Genomic DNA, 20,617 nt, shown 5'->3' with positions numbered 1-20,617 from the left:
CTATGTTAAATTTAGTTCAGACACAAAAACAATCGCTCAAAATATCCCCAGCGCAGATACAGCTGCTCAATTTTTTGCAACTCAATACCCTTGAGTTGGAGCAACATATCAAAAACGAGCTGGAGGAAAATCCTTTTTTGGACGAAGGAAACGAAGAATCATCGGACGACGACTGGGATAATGCCGCCGAAGGTGGTGTCAGTGACCGTGGCGATGACCGTACGCAAGATTACATGGATTGGGATGAGTTTAGAGACGACGATGTGCCTGATTACAAAACACGTATCAATAATTATTCTGACGACGATACGACTTACACCCCTGCTGTAGTTGAAAATGTTTCTTGGCGACAAGAGTTGAAGGAACAGTTTCACTTGCTCTTGCTGACGGAGCGGCAACAGATTTTAGCCGATTTTTTGGTAGATTCTCTGACCGATGAAGGGTACCTGACTTATACCGCTGAGGCGCTGGCAGATGATGTCTCGTTTACGAGTGGGATTTACGTAGAAGTCAGTGAAATGGTGGAGTTGATTGAACTGCTACGCCACATGGAACCAGCGGGTTTAGGTGCCAAAAACCTGCAAGATTGCCTTTTGTTGCAGTTGGAGCGACGTCAGGAACCCGAAGCTGCGTTGGCCAAAGAACTGGTCAAAAAACATTTTGAGGATTTGGCGGGGCGTAGTTACGAAAAGCTCATGAAAGGGCTTGGAATCAGTGCTAACCAACTCAAAGATGTATTGGCGTTTGTCGGAACACTCAACCCTCAGCCTGTTAGTACAAGCAACCAAGCGGAAGTGTTGGGCGTAAAAGACAATGTGATTCCCGATTATATCGTCACGGTTGATGGTGATTTGATAGACGTAGAACTGAACAATCGACGTATCCCACCGCTGAAAATCAACAAATCATATACCCATGACTTGGGGAAATCACGAGCGGCCAATACCTACGTTAATTCCAAAATTAATGCCGCTAACTGGCTCATCGACGCCATTCAGCAGCGTCAGAATACGATGTTGAAGTCGATGCGTACGATCGTGAAATTGCAGGAAGACTATTTCCGAACGGGCGATGTACGGATGCTCAAACCGATGGTACTTCGCGACGTAGCCGAACGCATTCAGATGGATGTTTCGACGATTTCGAGGGTGACCAGCGGTAAATACGCCCAAACGCCTTTTGGCGTCATTCACCTCAAAGATTTGTTTACGGAAGGTGTTAAAACTGACTCGGGTGAAGAAGTGTCGAATCGGCAGATTCAGCTGGCTTTGGCGGAGTTGGTGGCGCAGGAAGACAAACAAAGCCCACTGAACGATTTTCAATTGGCCGAATTGTTGGCCGAAAAAGGGTATCCCGTCGCCCGCCGAACCGTGGCAAAATACCGCGAACAACTTGATATTCCGACGGCTACTTTGCGCCGAACTTTGTAGAAAAAAAGGTAAAAAAATGTATTTTTAGCCTTCTATTGCCAATTGTATCATAACCCAACTAATAATTCCCAAACGCATGTTTGTTCACCACGTATTCTTTTTCTTAAACAACCCTGATAGTGCCGCTGACCGTGAGGTGCTTGTGGCAGGTTTGCAAACCTTGACGTCGATTGAAGGCGTAAAATTGGCCCACATTGGCAAAGTTGCCGATACACACCGTGGGGTGATCGACCGTTCGTATTCGGTGTCGTGGTTGATGCTTTTTGATACCAAAGAGGCACAAGACATTTACCAAGACCACCCTGTTCACCATAAATTTGTGGAAACCTGCGCGCACTTGTGGGAAAAGGTCATTGTCTATGATTCGGATGATGTCTGAGAAAGAGCCCGTTCACATTCGGCAGGCGCACCTTTCGGTTCCGTTTGTGTATCGGACGATGCAGGAGGTGGAAGAACGCCGCAACCAAACGCCTGATTTGCCTCACCGCCACGATTACTTTACGGTATTGGTGGTGGAAGAAGCCGAAGGAACGCACCAAATTGATTTTACCAATTATCCGCTACGGCCCAACACCGTTTATTTTGTGTCGCCTGAGCAAATCCACCACGTGACCCTGACGCAGCCCTCGCCGCGCGGTCACGTGGTGTTGTTTCGCCCCGATTTTCTTCAAAATTATAGCATTGCTCCCGCGCAGTTGTACGACATGGATTTGTTTTTTAACTGCGACGAATCTCGCCCTATCGAACTGACGGCCGCCGAAATGAGTCAACTTCAACCGTTTTTGTCGGCCATTGCCAACGAAGTGGCGGAGTCAAATCTGCAAAAATGGGAGGCCGTGGGGGCGTGGTTAAAACTGTTTTTAGTGCAATGCAAACGCTTCAAAGCCGCTAATTATTTGCCCAATAAACCCCTCGACAAGCGTAAGTCGGAGATTGTGAAGCAGTTTAAAAACGATGTGGAGCAGTTGTTTAAGCAGTTTCACAAAGTGGGCGATTACGCCGATCGACAACTGCTGACGGCCAATCACCTCAACGACGTTATCAAAGCCGAAACGGGGACGTCGGCCAAGGATTTTATCCAAAACCGCTTAATACTAGAAGCAAAGCGTTTGGCGCGTTATTCCGAGTTAAGCGCCAAAGAAATAGCGTACCAGCTTGGTTACGAAGATGTGGCGCACTTTAGCAAAGTCTTTAAAAAAGCAGAGAACGTCGCTTTTACTGAGTTTAGAACTAATCTTCCAAATGTCTAGTGCTAACATCTCGAAAGTTTCAGAACTTTCGAGATGTTTTTTAACCCCCATTTTCTTATGAACACACAGCAATTACTCAAAGGACTTCACCACGTCACAGCGACCGTCAATGATGCGCAGGAGGACTATGATTTTTATACCAAAATTCTTGGACTTCGTTTGGTCAAAAAGACCGTCAATTTTGATAATAATTCGGTGTATCATTTTTACTACGCCGACCAAGTAGGTACGCCTGGTACCGTTTTTACCACTTTTCCGTACAAAGGCCAAGGCGTGCGGGCGGGTGAAGAAGGAACGGGTTTGATTATTTCCACCGCTTTCTCGGTGCCAAGTACGGCATTGGCATTTTGGTCAGAACGTTTGACTGAAAATGGGTTTGACATTACCACTTCGCAGCGGTTTGGGCAAGAGGTGCGTTGGTTTCGCGACCCGTCGGGCTTGCAGTTGGAACTCATTGCCGACGATTCGGATACCCGCACTCCTTACGTCACGGACGAGGTGTCGGCTGAGGTAGGGATTCGAGGCATTCACCACGTCACTTTGTGGGTTGCGGCGAGCGACTGGGACGTCCTTCGCGCGTTTTTGACTTCCGAAATGAACATGGCTGAAATCGGGCAGGAAGGCGAGCGTATTCGTCTGAAAGTCAACGAAGGAGGAGCAGGGAGTTGCCTTGAGCTTGTTCGGGCAGCGGCCGATGCGCCACGCGGCAAAAACGGCTTAGGAACGGTTCATCACGTGGCTTGGAAAGTCGAAACGTTTGAAGCGTTATTGGCTTTGCGTCATCGGTTGGTGGAGGAATTGGGAATGCAAGTGACCGAAGTCCGCGACCGCAAATATTTCCGTTCGATTTACTTCCGCGTGCCTTCGCATCAGCTGTTTGAGGTGGCCACCATTCCGCCAGGATTTGCGGTGGATGAGTCGGAAGAAGAACTTGGAACGCACCTCATGCTGCCCGACGACAAAGAAGCAAACCGCGCGGCGATTGAGGCAGTTTTGCCCGTGATTCAGGGAGCGTAGCGCACCGTTTAACATGGTACGCGTTTGTTTTAAATAATTACAAACGTTTGCATTGAAAAATAACTCAGTGCCATTATTTTGTAGAAAAATTATATTTTATACTTGCAATGAAAGAACCGCTTGGTTTGTCATGTCGCATCAAATATTCTTAACAACATAAAAATGGAAAATGTAAATCCAACACCGCTTCAAAGCTTGGAAGATTGGGAAGACGACGTACTCGAACGCTACCCAGAACCTGGCACAAAAGCCAAGGATGATTATCGAAACTATGAGGATTCTGAGCGGGTAAACACCGTTAGAGAGTTCTATCGCCTGAACCACACCTATCAAACCTACGATTTTGTGGTGGAGAAAGAACGCGAATTTTTGGCGTTCAACAAACGCGAAATGTCTATTTGGGATGCGGTTGCGTTTTTGAATACCTTGGTGGACGACTCGGATCCAGACACTGATTTGGATCAGCTTCAACACTTGCTCCAAACGTCAGAAGCGATTCGCCAAGATGGTCACCCTGATTGGTTTGTTTTGACGGGCTTTTTGCACGATTTGGGTAAAGTTCTTTGCCTTTTTGGTGAGCCACAATGGGCGGTAGTTGGTGATACTTTCCCTGTAGGTTGCAAACACTCGGATCGCATCGTTTATCCTGAGTTTTTTGATTTGAATCCCGATAGCACAGACCCACGTTTTAATACAAAATATGGTATTTATGAGCCAAACTGCGGTTTGGACAACGTAAAATTGAGCTGGGGACATGATGAGTACATCTACCAAATCATGAAAAACTACATTCCTGAAGAAGGATTGTACATGCTCCGTTATCACTCGTTTTACTCACAGCACCGTGAGGGCGCTTACGACCACTTGATGAGTAAGCACGACCACAAAATGTTTGAGTGGGTAAACAAATTTAATCCGTACGATTTGTACTCAAAAGTGCCTTATCCGCCAAACGTACAAGAGTTGAAACCATACTACGAAGACTTGGTAGCCAAATATTTACCAAGTACTTTGAAGTTCTAATACAGGTATTTGAGGGCTGCTTTCCAACGAAAGCAGCCTTTTTTGTATCAGTAAATTTCTAGTGTGTGCTGAAACGGACAAATGGCCGTTAGGAATACGTAGCGCCCGCTGGTGCGTAATGTTCCAAAATGGGTACTGTACAACTCGCCCTCCAAGCCTCGGATGGATTCGTGTTTTTTGACGCCAGGGCCAAACGTAATGGTGTCATTTCCTGCTTTAAATTGGCCGTAACCTTCGGGTAAAAAGTGGTCGGTAGGGTTGGCAGAGGAAGGAACACAACGCGCTAATTCCCCTTGTTCGTGAAAACACAATTCCACTACGACCCGTACGCCTTCTGGTCCGTTTACCGTCAAGTGGAGGAGTTGTTTTTGGTCTTTTTCTTCGTAAATAATTTCCGTTTTTAAGACTTGAACGTTGCTGACGGGGCGGTGTTCAAAGTCCATTTTGTTCCAAAAACGGCCATCGGTACTTTGGGATAACTGATAATCGCCGTCGGCTTTTTTGTATTTATTGGGCAAAGGCTGGTAATAAGGTGCCTCAATCGTTTGCCCAATTCGATACCCTTTCGTCGTTTTTTCAATCCCCTTTCCCCGAAAATAACCTGTACTGAAAAAAGACGTAGAAAGCCGAACGTGTTTTAGGATGGCTTGACCTTTGCGATAAGCAAAAAAGTTGGGGTTAGTCGAGCGTCCCGAAGCTACTTGAATCGGCCAATCGGCACCCGCAAAAAGGTAAAGGCTTTCGTTGTTTTTGCGTTTGCGCAAGAGCGAAATCCCGTCAAACTTTTTCTCATAAACCAAAGGCAAAGAACCGCTGATAGGGGTTTTCTTCAACAGCGGATTTTCAAGGACATAGTAAAGCAAATCTTTTTCCACCGTTTCTTGAAAATTGGGCATTGTCTCAATAAACTGCACCATAGCGCCAAAAAGCGGGTCGTTTTGCTGAATCGCCATGTACCGATAGTGCACATAAAACTCGGTGATGAGGCGTAGCATAAAGGCGTCTTGGCGGCGCGATTGTACCGTTACCATGTCGCCGTTGGGTTCCATGCAGTAATAAAGCCAAGTGAGGTTTTTCTTCACTTTTTCGAGCAGTTGGGTTTTACCGCCGTAGTGCGACATAAAAATCAACGAGCGGTTGACCACTTCGGCGTACGTAACGCTTCGTTCAAGATAGACCCCATCTTTGTCCTGAAACACCACCTCCGAAAGCCATTCGTTCATCCGATTGACATACACAGGGTTGGGAAACAAACTGTTGGCTTTGGCGAGGGCGGCACTTACTACCCAGCGGTGGTTGGGCGTATGCACCCCACCGACGGTTAGTTGATTACAGGCTTTTTGAATAAAACGTTGCAGCTGTCTAAAAATCGACTGGAGTGAGGGCTCATTTTTGATAATACGGGCCGCCGCACAAAGTGGGTCAATGATAAAAGCCGTATCGGGCGGCGACGAAAGATTGCCAAAGTCGAGCGTACCGTCGGGTTTTTGTTCTTTCTCCAAAAAGGACATGATTTTTTCCATCATTCCCAGCACCTCTGGTTGACGAAAATGACGAGAAGTAGGCTCGACGTACCCCGCGGATAAATTGGCCAAGTCAAACCCTAAACTCCGCCGAAGTTGTTTGATGGGTTGGTTTAGAGAAAGCGTAAGCCTGGCGAGTTCTTTCGCATTGGCTTCTACCACTTTTTTGTAGAAATCGTCTTCCGAATCGTGCTTTAAAAAAGGCGAATTTTGCAGAAAAGGGGCGGCGCATCCCACCACGGAAAGCTGCTTTATAAATGTCTTACGGTTCATGGAGCTTTTACGAGAATCCTGTATTGATTAAGTACAAAGCGCCAAACGCAATAATTTTACCCCAACCACAGCTCCATCGCCACGTCGGCGCGGGAGTAGGGCGAGCTGAAGTCTTTGACGGTTTTGAAGCCTAATTTTTGGTAAAGGTTGAGGGCGGGAAGCAGGCGCGAATTGGTTTCCAAATACAAGCGTTTTAAACCCATTCGGCGCGCTTCATCAATGATAGACTGTCCCAACAATTCACCAATGCCCAAACCTTTGGCGTTGTTATCCACGCCCATTTTAGACAATTCCATGCAATCGTCGGTCATGGGTTTGAGGGCCGATGTACCCACAATTTGCCCTTGGTACTCGGCCAATAGCACGATGCCGCCTTTTTGGATGTAGAATTTGTCTGGATGTTCGAGCGATTCCATGTCGAGGGGTTCTACTTTAAAATAGCGCTCAATCCATTCGTAATTAATGCGTTTAAAACCTTCGCGGTGAAGTTCGTTGGTGGGGTTGAAGTGCACAATTGTCACTTTGTTGCGCTCGCGCTGTTTCAAGCGTGACTTGATGCGTTCGGGCAGTGGTTTTTTCAGAATGACTTGTTCGTATTCCATCAACGACCGCAGCACGTCAGTTTCGCATTCGTTGCGCACTTCATTCATCGTATCCTGCAAATCCTCCAGCAGTTCGTTCATGCGAAGGTTCATTTCTTGCCCTTTTTCGGTGAGTTTTACGAGCGTTTCACGTTTGTCGGTTGGGCCTTTTTGGGTTTCAAACAAACCTGCTTTGGTCATTTCTTTGACCATCAAACTTACCCCAACGTGCGATTGACCGATGTATTCGGCAATTTTAGAAACCGTTTCGGCCTCGTTTTGCGCTACTGACAAAAAAACGGGAAACCATTTAACCTCCATTTCCATGCCGTACATCTGATACACTTGGGCCGATGCTTGTAGGCTCACTTCTCCGAGGCGGCGCATGTAGCTCCCAAGCGCTACGTAGCCTAAGGTACGATAAAAATCCATGCGACTATTGTGTTTAAATATTTACGTAATTAATTACGTAAATAAAATAAATTGCAAAAATAAACGCAAGCGTCGAGCAGAATTTTGAGAAAAAAATAGCTTCCTTGATTTTGACAACGTATTCCTGTGTTTCGCCATTGAACGGCGTGGGGTTTTGCATGACCTTTGTAGCATCAAAAACAACCCGAATAACAATAAACAAATAAGAACATGGAAACGACACAATTAATAAAAGGAATACACCACGTAACAGCCATTGCCGCTGACCCTCAACAAAATGTTGATTTTTACGTAGGTCTTTTGGGATTACGTTTGGTGAAAAAAACGGTCAATTTTGATGCTCCCGACGTTTATCACTTTTACTACGGGGACGAAACAGGCAACGCAGGTAGCATTTTGACCTTCTTCCCGTTCGGAGCTGGGTCGCAAAAAGGCCGCCACGGAAAAGGCCAAGCCGCTACCACCGCGTTTTCGATTCCGACTGCTGCTCTCGATTATTGGTTGAAACGTTTTGACCAATACGGGATTCTTTACAAAGCACCCCAACAACGCTTCAACGAAGTGGTGGTGTATTTTGAAGACCCCGATGGCTTAGGGTTGGAGTTGATTGCCAACGATACAGATTTTCGCCAAGGATTTACTTACGGTCACATTCCGCTTGAGTATTCGATTCGTGGATTTTGGGGCGTAGAACTTTGGGAAACGAGCTACGAACGCACCGAAGCTTTGTTGGCCAACTCGCTCAATTACGAGTTTATTGCCGAATCAGGCCCAAGACGTCGTTACGCGGCCAAAGGTAACACGGGAGCGGGGCAGTACGTGGACATCGTTTGGGATAGCAACAACCGCTGGGGACTTGGCGGAGCGGGTACCGTTCACCACATTGCCTTTGATACGCCTACCGACGCTTCGCAGTTGGAAGTGAGAGAAGCCGTGATGTCGGCTGGATTTATGCCTACCAACGTGCTTGATCGTCAGTATTTTCATTCGATTTACTTCCGCGAACCTGGCGGAGTATTGTTTGAAGTAGCTACCACGCCTCCAGGCTTTTTGTTGGACGAAGAAAAAGCTAAATTGGGACAAGCCTTAAAACTTCCCCCTTGGCAAGAACGCAATCGTGAGAAAATTGAGCAGTTGTTGCAACCTATTTCAATCGAAGCGGTTTATAAAAAATACGGGATTGAGTAACCTCACCCTAAATCCCTCTCCTAAAAGGAGAGGGACTTTGTTTCCCTTTCGGAAAAATAACTATTAACTGACAACTAAAATGCACACGATAAAAAATACGGTTTGGGCGGGTGTACCCCTTGACCAAGCCAAACGCGTACTCATTATGACCCACGGTCGGGGCGCAAGCGCTCAGAGTATTTTGAGCCTTGCGGCGGAATTGGCCGTCGATGGTTTTGCACTAGTCGCTCCCCAAGCGACGGGAAATACGTGGTATCCGTACAGTTTTTTGGCTCCCGAAGCCCAAAACGAACCTGGTTTGTCGTCGGGGTTGGCCGTGTTGAAAGAGTTGCTTGATACGGTGAAAGCGGCGGGTATTTCGTCGGAAAACGTGTATTTCTTGGGCTTTTCCCAAGGGGCGTGTTTGACGTCGGAATTTGTCGCCCGCCATGCACAGCCTTTTGGGGGCGTGTTTATTTTGAGCGGCGGCGTCATTGGAGACAGCGTAAAAACCGAACGCTACACGGGAAATTTTGCAGGAACGCCGATTTTCTTGGGTTGTTCGGACGTGGACGCGCACGTTCCCAAAGACCGCGTACAAGACAGCAGCGAAGTGTTTAGGAATTTGGGGGCAACTGTCACCGAAAGAATTTATCCCAATGCACCGCACAGTATTTTTCAGGACGAAATCGACCACATCAATCACATTTTAACGACCAAATAATGAAATCATTCAAAAGTATCGACTATACGTGGGTAGGCCGTCCGCAGCAAGTAGGCGACGGTTTTGTGGGACAAAGCATGATTCCTTCGCAGCGTTTCAGCGATTTTAGTCCTTTTTTGATGCTTGACCACCACGGGCCTATGCAGGTGAAACCTTCCCCCATTCCCAAAGGGGTGGACGAACACCCACACCGTGGCATTGAAACCGTAACGGTGGTGTTTGACGGGGCATTGCAGCACCGCGACTCGGCAGGAAACAAAGGGGTGATTTTTGCGGGCGACGTGCAGTGGATGTCGGCGGCTTCGGGGTTGGTACACGAGGAAAAACACGAAATCAATTTCTCGCGTCAAGGTGGTGTGCTTGATTTTGTGCAGTTGTGGGTCAACCTGCCGCGCGCCCACAAAATGGAAAAGCCGCGTTATCAGGAACTCACCTCGGCACAGATCCCAACGGTGCAGCTTAACGACCAAACGCAGTTGCGGGTGATTTCGGGGGAAATAGCGGGGGTAAAAGGCCCTGCATTGACCTACTCGCCCGTTCTTTTGGTGGAGGTAATTGTAAAAGGAAATACTGAATTTGACCTGCAATTGCCCGAAGGTTTCAACGTAGCCGTACACGTAGCGCGGGGAAGTGCGAGTTTTAATAACGAAAAACAACTTCCTGCGAAAAACATTGCCAAATTGAGCCAAAAAGGGGAGTGGGTGACCATCACAGCACAGGGCGATGAAACTCGCTTGTTGATTTTAGGAGGAGAACCCATCAACGAACCGATTGTAAGTTATGGCCCGTTTGTGATGAACACCCAAGCCGAAATCATGCAGACCTTGCAAGATTATCAATCGGGTAAGATGGGCTTTTTAGAGCCTGTGGATTATTAAAGTGAGCGGCGGGGTTGTGAGCAACCCCGCTCACTGCGACTCACAGTGCTTCTATCTTTTTCCAAATCAACTGCCATTCAGCTTTCGAGGTCGTGAGTTGGATGGCGGTTTCGTAATGGGCTTTGGCGGTGGCTTTTTGGGAAAGTTGGGCGTAAAAATCCCCCAAAGCTACTTGGTAGTACTGGTTTTTGGCCAAATTTGTCAGTGGTAATAAGGCATCAATACCGCGCTGCGGGCCGTCGGCGAACCCAATCGCGATGGCCTTGTTAAACTGCACCATACTGCTGGGGTTGATTTGTTCCAGCAACCGATACAAATACGTAATGGCTTGCCAATTGGTTTTTTCAAACGTCTCGGCGCGGGCGTGGTAGCTGGCAATGGCCGCTTCGAGGTGATACGAACTGATTTCGTCGCCGCGCGAGGCTTCATCAAGGTAGTAAATACCCTGTTTAATAAGCTGAGGATGCCATTTTTGGCGATTTTGGTGCGCCAGCAGCACAATATTTCCTTCTTCATCCTGGCGCGCCTCAAAGCGGGAGGCTTGAAAATACATCAGCGACAACAACGCCGCCGTTTTGGGTAAAGCCGTGTAACGATGTTGGTACAACAACGTCCCCAAACGCAGGGCTTCTTCGCACAGGTCTTTTCGGATGAGTAGGTCGGGCGATTGAGAAGTATATCCTTCGTTGAAAAGTAGATAAATAGCCTTTAAAATAGCGTCCAAACGCGGTAGAAGTTCGTTGCCCGTCGGGACGTCCAAGTCAATGGGCGTACTACGAATTTTGTCTTTGATCCGATACAGTCGTTTGTTGATGGTTTCGTCGTTCGACAAAAAGGCTTTGGCGATTTCGGGAATGCTCAGGCCGCACAAGGTTCTTAAAATAAGTGTGATTTGCGCTTCGGGAGGTAAGCTAGGATGACAGCAAGCAAACATCATTCGAAGCTGACTGTCTTCGATTTCGTGCTCCAAAAAAAGCTGGTCGATATGCTGTTGCATGGCTTGTTCCGATTGAAGTTGATGAGATAAATGCACACTGAGTTCATCGTGCAGGCGTTCGCGACGGAGGCGGTCAAGCACTTTGTTTTTGGCCGTTGCGTACAACCAGCCCGTGGGGTTGTCGGGAATGCCGTGAACTTTCCAGTGTTGCATGGCTGCCAATAGGGTATCTTGCACGACATCGCGGGCGGTGTCGTAATTGGGAAAACCAAACAAACGTGTCAGGACGGCGAGCATCTTTCCCGACTCGTGCCGAAAAAGATGCTCCGCCAGTTGGTGAACCTCTGTCATTCAGAAACTACGCAAAGTTTTGAATTTGACGGATTTCCACGCGCCCTTCTGATTCATAGATGGGGCAACCTTTCGATAACTCAACGGCTTCGTCGATGCTATCGGCCGCGAGCAGCATAAAGCCCCCAATGATTTCTTTGCCTTCCGTGAATGGCCCGTCGGTAATGACGTGGTTGGAACCTGAAACTGTTTTGCCCGTTGGATGAAGCGCTTCGGTGGCAATTAACTTGCCTTGTGCCGCAATGCCACCTATCCAGTTGTTCCATTTTTGGATTTCGGCTTGAATGTCTTCAGGAGAAAGGTTAGCAAAAGCGTCTTCCGAAGGAATGGAGTTCCAGAATGAAAATAGGTACTTGTTCATGGTTGTAAATGTGTTTTAGTGATACGAAATAATTGAATTTGTACGAATGACGAACGACCAAACGGAAACTGGACACAAGTGACAAAAAATTTTTATATATTTTTGAAAGTCGATTCACAATACTGACATAGGGTTGTCAGTGGAGGGTACTAAATTTGTTGTGTCATCTCAGACTTTCCAAGTTTTGATAAATGTCTCGAAATACAAAAAGCAATGGTTTCATTTACCGCAGAACTACGCAAGTTTGACAAAAAAGGCGAAAAAACGGGCTGGACGTACATCGAAATTTTGCCTGAAATAGCCCATGCGTTAAACCCAAACGTAAAAGCATCGTACCGAGTAAAAGGAAAGTTGGACGATTATGTCATCAAACTCGTGGCCATGCTACCGATGGGTGACGGAGGGTTTATTATCCCAATCAACGCAGAAATGCGTCGTGGCTTGCGTAAAAAAGAAGGAGCCGTGGTGAGCGTGGAGCTGGAGATTGATACGGATGAATTGCCGCAATCGGCTGATTTACTGGCTTGTTTGGAAGATGAGCCCAAGGCGTTGGCGTATTTTAACAAATTGCCGCTCAGTCACCAAAACTATTACACAAAGTGGATAGAATCGGCAAAAACCATTGAGACCAAAACTAAACGGATTACGATGGCGGTAAGAGGCATGGCGATGGGTTTGGATTATGGGCAAACCCTGCGTTATTTTCGCGACAACTAACTTTCGGGAAGGTTGGCAACGATAATGGCACTTCTCGAAAGTTGACAAACGACGACGAACTTTCGGGAAGTTGGCGGCGATAATAGAACTTCCCGAAAGTTGACAAACGACGACGAACTTTCGGGAAGGTTGGCAGTGATAATAGACCTTCCCGAAAGTTGACAAACGACAACTAACTTTCGGGAAGGTTGGCAGGGATAATAGACCTTCCCGAAAGTTGACAAACGACGACGAACTTTCGGGAAGGTTGGCAGTGATAATAGAACTTCCCGAAAGTTGACAAACGACAACTAACTTTCGGGAAGTTGGCAGGGATAATGGAACTTCCCGAAAGTTGACAAACGACGACTAACTTTCGGGAAGTTGGCAGGGATAATGGAACTTCCCGAAAGTTGACAAACGACGACTAACTTTCGGGAAGGTTGTCAACGATAATGGAACTTCCCGAAAGTTGACAAACGACGACTAACTTTCGGGAAGGTCGGCAGCGATAATGGAACTTCCCGAAAGTTGACAAACGACGACTAACTTTCGGGAAGGTTGTCAACGATAATGGAACTTCCCGAAAGTTAAAGTTGATAAAATGATAGATGTAGAAAAAGCGCATGAAGTATTGGTCAATATGCCAAATGCAAAAGAAGAAGCGCACTTTGACAAACCTGCGTATAAAATAAAAGGAAAGATTTTTGCGACCTTTAATATCGAAAACAAATGGGTAACGTTGAAGTTTACTCCTGAACAACAAACAATCTTTTGTGAAGATGAAGCCTTTTATCCCGTCCCTAATAAATGGGGGCAGCTAGGATGGACACACGTGAGTTTGGACAAAGTAAGACTCATCGCTTTTGAGGAAGGTGTGAACACCTCTTATGAAAATATAGTAGCAATGAAAACAAAGAAACGAGTGGAAAAACCCACTCAGTAAAGCAGAAAAACCCTAACGATATGAGAAAAGTTATTTTAGGTCTTGCCATGAGTTTGGATGGGTATATCGAAGGCCCCAACGGTGAGTACGATTGGTGCTTTACAGACCAGGACTATGGACTGAATGAATTTTTTAAACGGATTGATGCGGTGTTTGTGGGTCGTAAAACCTACCAAATGGCGTTGACCAACGAAGGTGAAACCGCTTGGATGCCTAAATTAACCGAATACGTGTTCTCGAATACGCTCCCTGACTTTAAACTTGAACGCAAAAAACTTATCAAAGGCGACATCGAACGGCAAGTACGTACCATTAAATCGCTGCCTGGAAAAGATATATGGCTTTTTGGCGGAGCAGAACTGGCCAGTAGTCTCATGAACCTGGGATTGGTGGACGAGGTTTGGCTTTCTATTCACCCCATTGTGTTGGGCGCAGGAAAACCGCTATTTAAAGAGTTGAGAGAACGTAAATGGTTGACCCTTGTTGATTCTAAAGTTTATGGCAGTGGCTTGGTGTCGCTTCGTTATAAAATGAGTTGGGACTAAGCTCACTGCGAGGGCAAGGTCAGTGGGAATCTTAACTGAAACGGCTATCTTGCGTAGGTAAAACCCTTCATTGACCAACCCTATGCAAAACCGATTACTCTCGTTAGACGTGTTTCGCGGTCTGACCGTGGCCGCCATGATTTTGGTGAATAACCCAGGCGATTGGGGACACGTCTATCCTCCGTTGCTCCATGCTCACTGGAACGGCTGCACGCCCACCGACCTTGTTTTTCCTTTCTTTTTGTTCATTGTTGGCGTTTCTATCGCGTTTGCAATGGGGAAAAATCCGCCCACGGTACTCAGAATCGCACGGCGAAGCGCGACCCTGTTTGGCTTGGGATTATTTTTGAGCTTGTATCCAAAGTTTAATTTTGAAACGGTTCGAATCCCTGGGGTGCTCCAACGCATCGCTATTGTGTATTTTGTTTGTTCGCTTCTTTACATAAAAACAACCCGCAAGACCCAAATCGGGTTGCTGGCGTTGGTGCTGCTGGCTTATTACGTGCTGATGACGTTTGTGCCTGTTCCTGGGGTTGGCTATGCGAATTTAGAACCAGAAACTAACTTGGGTGCTTGGGTCGATCGTGCCATTTTAGGCACCAATCACTTGTGGAAAGCCGCTAAAGTATGGGATCCTGAAGGAATCTTTAGCACCATTCCCGCCGTCGGGACGGGTCTGTTGGGGGTATTGACGGGGCAGTGGTTACGTACCGATAAACCTGTGGCCGAGCGGATTGCGTGGTTATTTGCCGCGGGGAATGGATTGGTTGTTGCAGGACTTATTGCAGACTTGTTTTTCCCAATCAACAAATCGTTGTGGACGAGTTCGTACGTGTTGTACGCGGGAGGTTGGGCAATGGTGGGGTTGGCGCTGTGCTATTGGCTCATCGACGTTCAAGGGTATCGCAAGTGGACGACGCCTGTGGTCGCTTTTGGCGTGAATGCCATTACGGTTTTTTTCTTGTCGGGTATTATTCCTCGGACGTTGGCACTGATAAAAATTGATACTCCCGACGGGCCGATAAGTTCGCAATTGTGGATGCAGAAAAACTTGATAGGGGTTTGGTTTGTCAACGAATACAACGCTTCTCTGGCAGGAGCACTGACCTTTTTAGCCATCTGGTTTGTGATTTTGTACGTGATGTATAAAAAGGGGATTATCATTAAAGTGTAGCAATAAAAAGCCCTGCCAAGTTTCAAAAACTTGGCAGGGCTAAACCATTAACGGATAACAGTACTCTACTTCGTTGCAGGCTTTGCTTCTTCTTTCACTACTTTCATCACTCCGTTCATAATGCGCCAGTGACCTGGGAACGTACAGATGTACGGGTAGTTACCAGGCTCAGTAGGAGCTGTGAACGTGAGGCGATACGACTGATCAGGGTTGACCAAAGGCGTAAAAGCGACTACCTGAGGTAAGTTGGGAATGTAGTTTTTCTCCACTGCGTCTTTTTGCGTAATCATTTTATCAGCGGCGTTTCCGACGATGTCCATGGCCTTAGGCTTCACAATCACGAGGTTGTGCTGCATCGCGTCTGGGTTGTCGAATACCAATTCTACGGGTTTTCCTGCAATTACCGTAAATTCTTTGAGGTCAAACTTCATCGCTTCTTTCACCGACTTGATTTTGATGACCTGTAAATTAGGGTCAACAGGCACAAGTGCATTGGCACCAAACGACTCGATGATGCCCGTAAATTTGCCCTTCAAATCCTCTGGAATACCGTCTTTTGCGCTGACAAGCAATAGTTTGTTGGCATCGCTGGTGTTTACTTTACGACGCGGATTCCAGCCGTTAACCACTCCCTTTAACACCGCATAACGAGCGTCGTCGTCTAGCGTATTGGCTTTGGTAATCAATTCTAATAACGACTCTGGACTCAATGAGGTAGAAGAAGCCTGGCTACGAGCGGCGCGTTCTAAGGCAAAGTCTGAGAGTTTGGCAGGGCGTTTTACGTCAAAGGTTTTGCTCAACGAGTTGTTTTTAACATCGTCCTCTTCGGGAATGGCATTGTCGCCGTCGATGGTGGCGCTGATGCGCAATTTCCCTGCTTGTTCGGCCGTGAAGCCCATACGACCTACCCACGGACCGTTGTTGCTTTCAACCAACTGAATGGTTTCGCCCGCACCAATACCGTTTTTAAGCTGGTAGCTTACGTAGTTGATTTTAAGCCCTAAACCTTCGATGGCTACCTTTACGACAGGAACCGTTTCTTTCGGAATGGCTACGCCTTTGTTGGTAATCTCAATGGTAATACTTGCCGACTCCCGTACCGACGGCACCGCAGGATTGATGGTGATATTGGTAATGGCCAAATCTGGTTTTGTTGCACCAGCAGACGCTTGATTGCCAGCGCCGTGATTCATGGCGTGGTGGTCGTGATTCATGGCCGCTTTGGGTTCGCTGCTCTTCGTTTCGGTACGTTGACCTACCGTGCGTTTAGCAAGGTAAGTTTGCATAAGTTTACCACCATGCGCATTCAAAATAACCGAGAAAGCATCGGGCAACCAACGGTCGTCGGCTTCGTTTGAACTCTCAAAACGAGCCAAAACCGTTTTCTCAACGTCAGACGTTAGGGGAGTTTCGGTAAATTTCAACAAGGTATTCAATACCACCAACGGCTCTGAATCATTGAGGGTATTGTTGTTTAACAACGCTTGTGCAGTTGCATTTGTTGAAGGCAATACTTGCACTGCATTTTTACGCACGGCAGCACTTGGATGCTTGAGCGCACCTACCACCGCTTTAAGAACGTTATCGTCCGACATAGCTCCTAATCCTTGCAATGCCCACAAAGCGTGGATAGCGGCAGGGTTAAGGCCAATTTCGTCCACCGACATGTCATTGACCAACGCAATTAGCTGTGGAACAACGTCTTTGTTGCCGCGCTCTACCAACATACGCTGGGCATGGTTACGCCAAAACATATTGGTGTTTTTGAGCGCCGCCACCAATTCTTGCGGACGGTCTTTGCTAAGTGCCATTGGCGTATAAGCAGGCGCTTCTTTGTAGCCCACGCGGTAGATACGTCCGTGGGTATAATCGCGAAGGTCGGTTTCGTAGGCATTTCCTTTACCATTGCCAAAACCCTGTGGAGTAGGGTTGTGCTGAATGATGAAACTATACCAGTCGGCTACCCAAACGGCACCGTCTGGGCCTACTTCGGCAAATACGGGTGAGAACCATTCGTCGGCACCCGCCATGAGGTTGAAGGCTTCTTTATCTTCGTAGTCGGTTCCACGTTTAACGAGCTGGTTTTGGTGCAATACGTGACCCGTTGGTTCGGCTACAAACGCAATTTGATTCCAATATTTTTTAGGAAAAGCACGTGCCGTGTAGAAATTATGCCCTGCAGCGGCCGTAAATCCACCGAATACGTCCACTTGACGAATGCGTGGCGTGATAGGCTTCATGTCTTTGTGCGTGTCCGTGCCACGGCTACCGTTGTCGCGTCCCATACCGAGGCTACCCGTAAAGTAGCGGTGAGGAATGGCCATGTACCAGCCGTGCGAGTTGTTGGCGGTTGAGCCAAATACATCCCCAGCCTCGTTGAAGCCCATGCCCCACGTATTGTTAGAAGTACTGGTCATCCACTCCATTTTTGAGCCATCAGGCTTGAAACGGAAAAGTGCTTGGCCAAACTTGAGGGTATCGGCGTTTTCTTTCAACTTACCTTCAAAACCCGAATAACCTACGCATCCCCAAATCCAGTTGTCGAAACCGTAGTGCAAGTTGCTCGGCCCCGCGTGGGTATCGCCCGTTCCGAAGCCTGAGAACAAGATTTTTCTTTCGTCCGCTTTGTCGTCACCATCGTTATCTTTCAAAAACAACATGTGAGGCGCTTGGCTTACGATAAGCCCACCGTTGGCAAACACCATCCCTGTTGGAATGCTTAATCCTTCGGCAAAACGAGTGAACTTATCTGCTTTACCGTCTTTGTCGGTATCTTCACAAATCAAGATATAGTCCGTACCGCCTGTGTCTTTACGTTCGTTGGGGTAATCTTTGGTAATAAGCACATACAAACGCCCACGCTCGTCCCAGCTCATCGCAATGGGGTGCATCACGTTGGGTTCTGAAGCAAACAAATCCAATGTAAAATCCGTCGGAACTTGGATATGCTTCATCGACTCTTGCGGCGAAACTGCATTTTGTTGGAGTTGTGGCCCTGGGCGTTTTTCGTAGTTAGGAAGTTTTGATTCTTTGTACGTAAACGGAAGTGGGTCGAGGGCGGCTAAATCTTTGACGGCTTGGTCGCCTACGGCCCAGCGAATTCCTTTTTCCAACAAAGTCATAAATTCGGGCTGGCTCCACGTACGGTCGTCGTGGCCGTATGCCGTGTAGAAAATGCGGCCTTTGCCGTGCGTCCGAACCCACGTATAAGGTTCAGTTTTGGTATTGGGCTTGTCTTTGTACTGGTCGGGCTGAATTTCACGCTCGGTCAACACGAGGTTGTCGGGTTGCAGTTTAGTGTGAAGGTAAGTTTCGTCCAACGTTTTGAACATCTTCGCACCCATAATAGCAGGGTGGTTGGGATTAGTCCAAACGGGGCGAATGGTATCCCACGTATGGCGCCAAAATTGTCCCCCCATGATTTTTACCAATTCGTCCGAATTGCGGAAACAATACGAAGCGCAGTGAACTGGAATAAAGCCTTTACCGCTGGCGATGTAGTCCACCAACGCGCGCTCTTGGGGTTTGCTGATGGTGTCCCAGTTGGCATACAAAAGTACTCCGTCGTACTTGGCTAGGTTGGTCGCATTGAGGTCATTGAGGTCATCCGAATAGGTGAAATTGATGCCTTTTGCTCCCAATGCCGACATGATAGACGGCACCCGTTCGATGGGGCGGTGGTGGCCGTTGTCACCCAAAAATAGGATTTCAATGCGGCGGGGCTTGGTCGCTTGTTGGGTTTGGGTCGTTTGCGTTGTTTTTTGAGTGGCACACTGCCACAACAAAATCGCCGACAAAACAATGGTTAGAAAGCGTTTCATTGTATGGTTAGAAAATTATTTGTTACTAAGGGAAATAGATTTTATGATATGATTTTTTATAAACGTTATTTTCTACAAACGTTTTGGTTCTCCGAACCATTTGTGGTTTTTGGTGTGATTGTTAATTTCTACAAACGTTTTTGGCTACAAACGTTTTTGGTTCTCCGAACCATTTGTGGTTTTTGGTGTGATTGTTATTTTCTATAAACGTTTTTGGCTACAAACGTTTTTGGTTCTCCGAACCATTTGCGGTTTTTGTAATATGATTTTCTACAAACGTGACTGGTTTTCCGAACCAATCACGTTTGTAGAAATTATCGCATTTTATGCGTTAAAGAAATCTGGCAATTGCAAAAGTTTGCCGCCTTGCATGGCCGATTCGTGCGCAAGAATACCCACTGACGTCCAGTTGGCCGACTGAGCAGCATTTGGGAATGGGTCGCGGTCATCCACCAAAGCCATCAAAAACTCATGAACCAAGTGCGGGTGAGAGCCACCGTGTCCTGCGCCTTGGGTAAATGAAAGGTGCGTGTTTTCGGCAATGTCATAAACGCCTTTGGTGGTAAAATCTTGAATTTCGGCGGGCAAAAGGTGCGCGTAATCTGGGGTAGCTACTCGCTCTGGAATTTCGTGCTCTTCTTTTTTCGCCGTGTGAATCACCGCCTCTTCGCCTTCGATGAGTGGCCATTCAAACGATTTCTTAGAACCATACACTTCGAAGCTCTCGCGGTACTGGCGTGCTACATCAAACAACGAACGATAAACGTACGCACTCAAGTCGCTGTCTTTGAACTTGATATGTGCTGACTCAACCGCGAAAGGCGAGTTGTGGATTTTGGCTAACTCTTCACGAATCGTGCCCGAACCAAAACACGATACATACTCGGCTTCTAATTTGAGCAAACCAGCCACGGGTCCTACGCAGTGCGTCGCGTAGTGCATTGGAGGCAAACCTGGCCAGTAGTCAGGCCATCCATCCATGTCTTGTTGGTGCGATGCTTTCAAGAACTGAACTTTTCCGAGTTCGCCTTTTTCGTATAATTCTTTGACAAACAAAAACTCGCGGGCATACACCACGGTTTCCATCATCATGTATTTTTTGCCCGTTTCTTTGACTGTTTTCACGATTTCCATGCACTCTTCTACACTGGTAGCCATCGGAACGGTACAAGCGACGTGTTTCCCTGCGCGAAGCGCTTTTAAGCTTTGTTCGGCATGGTTAGGAATGGGGGAGTTGATGTGAACCGCGTCGATATTTGGGTCTTTGAGTAACTCGTCGTAATCAGAATAGCGCACGTCAATACCAAAAGCATCGCCGATGGCGTTGAGTTTTTCGACGTTACGTTGGCAAATGGCGTACATATTGGCGTGTGGGTGACGCTGATAAATCGGAATAAATTCGGCACCAAAACCAAGACCTACAATGGCAATGTTAATTTTTTTCATGGGAAAAAAGTGTTGATTGGGTGTTGTTAGAATTAAACAACA

Annotated in this window: 19 protein-coding genes; 12 read left to right on the top strand and 7 right to left on the bottom strand. The window is 47.2% G+C overall.

The window, feature by feature from the left end:
- Positions 1-2: 2 nt before the first annotated feature.
- From rpoN to DTQ70_RS20030, 5 genes are all read left to right on the top strand, one after another.
- A complete protein-coding gene (gene rpoN, locus DTQ70_RS20050; protein WP_122932459.1) occupies positions 3-1,430 on the top strand; it encodes an RNA polymerase factor sigma-54 in 1,428 nt (475 codons plus the stop codon).
- Between the two features lie 76 nt (positions 1,431-1,506).
- Positions 1,507-1,809, top strand: coding sequence for a Dabb family protein (locus DTQ70_RS20045; protein WP_122932458.1), 303 nt, complete (start codon positions 1,507-1,509; stop codon positions 1,807-1,809).
- Complete coding sequence (locus tag DTQ70_RS20040; RefSeq protein ID WP_122932457.1) at positions 1,790-2,680, top strand: helix-turn-helix domain-containing protein; 891 nt, start codon at positions 1,790-1,792, stop codon at positions 2,678-2,680. The genes DTQ70_RS20045 and DTQ70_RS20040 overlap by 20 nt, the downstream gene beginning before the upstream one ends.
- 57 nt (positions 2,681-2,737) lie before the next feature.
- The gene (locus DTQ70_RS20035) at positions 2,738-3,697 is read left to right on the top strand and encodes a VOC family protein (RefSeq protein ID WP_122932456.1); all 960 of its coding nucleotides are present in this window, start codon (positions 2,738-2,740) and stop codon (positions 3,695-3,697) included.
- A 162-nt stretch (positions 3,698-3,859) separates the two neighbouring features.
- A complete protein-coding gene (locus DTQ70_RS20030; protein WP_122932455.1) occupies positions 3,860-4,720 on the top strand; it encodes an inositol oxygenase family protein in 861 nt (286 codons plus the stop codon).
- A 47-nt stretch (positions 4,721-4,767) separates the two neighbouring features.
- On the opposite strand, the gene DTQ70_RS20025 is transcribed toward DTQ70_RS20030, so the two are convergent.
- Together DTQ70_RS20025 and DTQ70_RS20020 are read right to left on the bottom strand one after the other, a co-directional pair.
- Positions 4,768-6,516, bottom strand: coding sequence for a hypothetical protein (locus tag DTQ70_RS20025; protein WP_122932454.1), 1,749 nt, complete (start codon positions 6,514-6,516; stop codon positions 4,768-4,770).
- 56 nt (positions 6,517-6,572) lie between these two features.
- Complete coding sequence (locus DTQ70_RS20020; RefSeq protein WP_122932453.1) at positions 6,573-7,529, bottom strand: bifunctional helix-turn-helix transcriptional regulator/GNAT family N-acetyltransferase; 957 nt, start codon at positions 7,527-7,529, stop codon at positions 6,573-6,575.
- 210 nt (positions 7,530-7,739) lie between these two features.
- On the opposite strand from DTQ70_RS20020, the gene DTQ70_RS20010 reads away from it, so the two are divergent.
- The 3 genes from DTQ70_RS20010 to DTQ70_RS20000 all read left to right on the top strand — a co-directional run bounded on the left by DTQ70_RS20010 (position 7,740) and on the right by DTQ70_RS20000 (position 10,298).
- Positions 7,740-8,717: a ring-cleaving dioxygenase gene (locus DTQ70_RS20010; RefSeq protein ID WP_122932451.1), complete on the top strand. Its 978-nt coding sequence runs from the start codon at positions 7,740-7,742 to the stop codon at positions 8,715-8,717.
- Positions 8,718-8,796: 79 nt separating this feature from the next.
- Positions 8,797-9,420: an alpha/beta hydrolase gene (locus tag DTQ70_RS20005; protein WP_122932450.1), complete on the top strand. Its 624-nt coding sequence runs from the start codon at positions 8,797-8,799 to the stop codon at positions 9,418-9,420.
- Positions 9,420-10,298, top strand: a complete 879-nt coding sequence (locus DTQ70_RS20000; protein ID WP_122932449.1) for a pirin family protein — start codon at positions 9,420-9,422, stop codon at positions 10,296-10,298. Before DTQ70_RS20005 ends, DTQ70_RS20000 begins: the two co-directional genes overlap by 1 nt.
- A gap of 40 nt (positions 10,299-10,338) precedes the next feature.
- On the opposite strand, the gene DTQ70_RS19995 is transcribed toward DTQ70_RS20000, so the two are convergent.
- Positions 10,339-11,586, bottom strand: a complete 1,248-nt coding sequence (locus DTQ70_RS19995) for an RNA polymerase sigma factor (protein WP_122932448.1) — start codon at positions 11,584-11,586, stop codon at positions 10,339-10,341.
- A gap of 7 nt (positions 11,587-11,593) precedes the next feature.
- Positions 11,594-11,947 (bottom strand): YciI family protein, encoded by a 354-nt coding sequence (locus DTQ70_RS19990; protein WP_122932447.1) that lies wholly within the window; start codon positions 11,945-11,947, stop codon positions 11,594-11,596.
- A gap of 213 nt (positions 11,948-12,160) precedes the next feature.
- On the opposite strand from DTQ70_RS19990, the gene DTQ70_RS19985 reads away from it, so the two are divergent.
- The gene (locus tag DTQ70_RS19985) at positions 12,161-12,664 is read left to right on the top strand and encodes a YdeI/OmpD-associated family protein (protein ID WP_122932446.1); all 504 of its coding nucleotides are present in this window, start codon (positions 12,161-12,163) and stop codon (positions 12,662-12,664) included.
- On the opposite strand, the gene DTQ70_RS30805 is transcribed toward DTQ70_RS19985, so the two are convergent.
- Positions 12,661-12,954, bottom strand: coding sequence for a hypothetical protein (locus DTQ70_RS30805; RefSeq protein ID WP_164490125.1), 294 nt, complete (start codon positions 12,952-12,954; stop codon positions 12,661-12,663). The two genes, DTQ70_RS19985 and DTQ70_RS30805, sit on opposite strands and share 4 nt — an antisense overlap.
- 293 nt (positions 12,955-13,247) lie before the next feature.
- On the opposite strand from DTQ70_RS30805, the gene DTQ70_RS19980 reads away from it, so the two are divergent.
- The 3 genes from DTQ70_RS19980 to DTQ70_RS19970 all read left to right on the top strand — a co-directional run bounded on the left by DTQ70_RS19980 (position 13,248) and on the right by DTQ70_RS19970 (position 15,308).
- A complete protein-coding gene (locus DTQ70_RS19980) occupies positions 13,248-13,589 on the top strand; it encodes an MmcQ/YjbR family DNA-binding protein (RefSeq protein WP_122932445.1) in 342 nt (113 codons plus the stop codon).
- Between the two features lie 20 nt (positions 13,590-13,609).
- Positions 13,610-14,134 (top strand): dihydrofolate reductase family protein, encoded by a 525-nt coding sequence (locus tag DTQ70_RS19975; RefSeq protein WP_122932444.1) that lies wholly within the window; start codon positions 13,610-13,612, stop codon positions 14,132-14,134.
- An 82-nt stretch (positions 14,135-14,216) separates the two neighbouring features.
- Positions 14,217-15,308, top strand: a complete 1,092-nt coding sequence (locus DTQ70_RS19970; protein ID WP_122932443.1) for an acyltransferase family protein — start codon at positions 14,217-14,219, stop codon at positions 15,306-15,308.
- A gap of 65 nt (positions 15,309-15,373) precedes the next feature.
- Here the strand turns inward: DTQ70_RS19970 and DTQ70_RS19965 are convergent, their stop codons facing one another.
- Both DTQ70_RS19965 and DTQ70_RS19960 read right to left on the bottom strand, forming a co-directional pair.
- Positions 15,374-19,129, bottom strand: a complete 3,756-nt coding sequence (locus DTQ70_RS19965) for a PVC-type heme-binding CxxCH protein (RefSeq protein ID WP_122932442.1) — start codon at positions 19,127-19,129, stop codon at positions 15,374-15,376.
- A 324-nt stretch (positions 19,130-19,453) separates the two neighbouring features.
- Entirely contained in the window at positions 19,454-20,575 is a 1,122-nt protein-coding gene (locus DTQ70_RS19960; RefSeq protein WP_122932441.1) for a Gfo/Idh/MocA family protein, read from the bottom strand.
- Between the last annotated feature and the right edge of the window lie 42 nt (positions 20,576-20,617).

Origin of the sequence: Runella sp. SP2 (assembly GCF_003711225.1) — a bacterium.
Classification (GTDB): domain Bacteria; phylum Bacteroidota; class Bacteroidia; order Cytophagales; family Spirosomataceae; genus Runella.
This window is presented reverse-complemented; position numbering and strand designations above follow the sequence as displayed.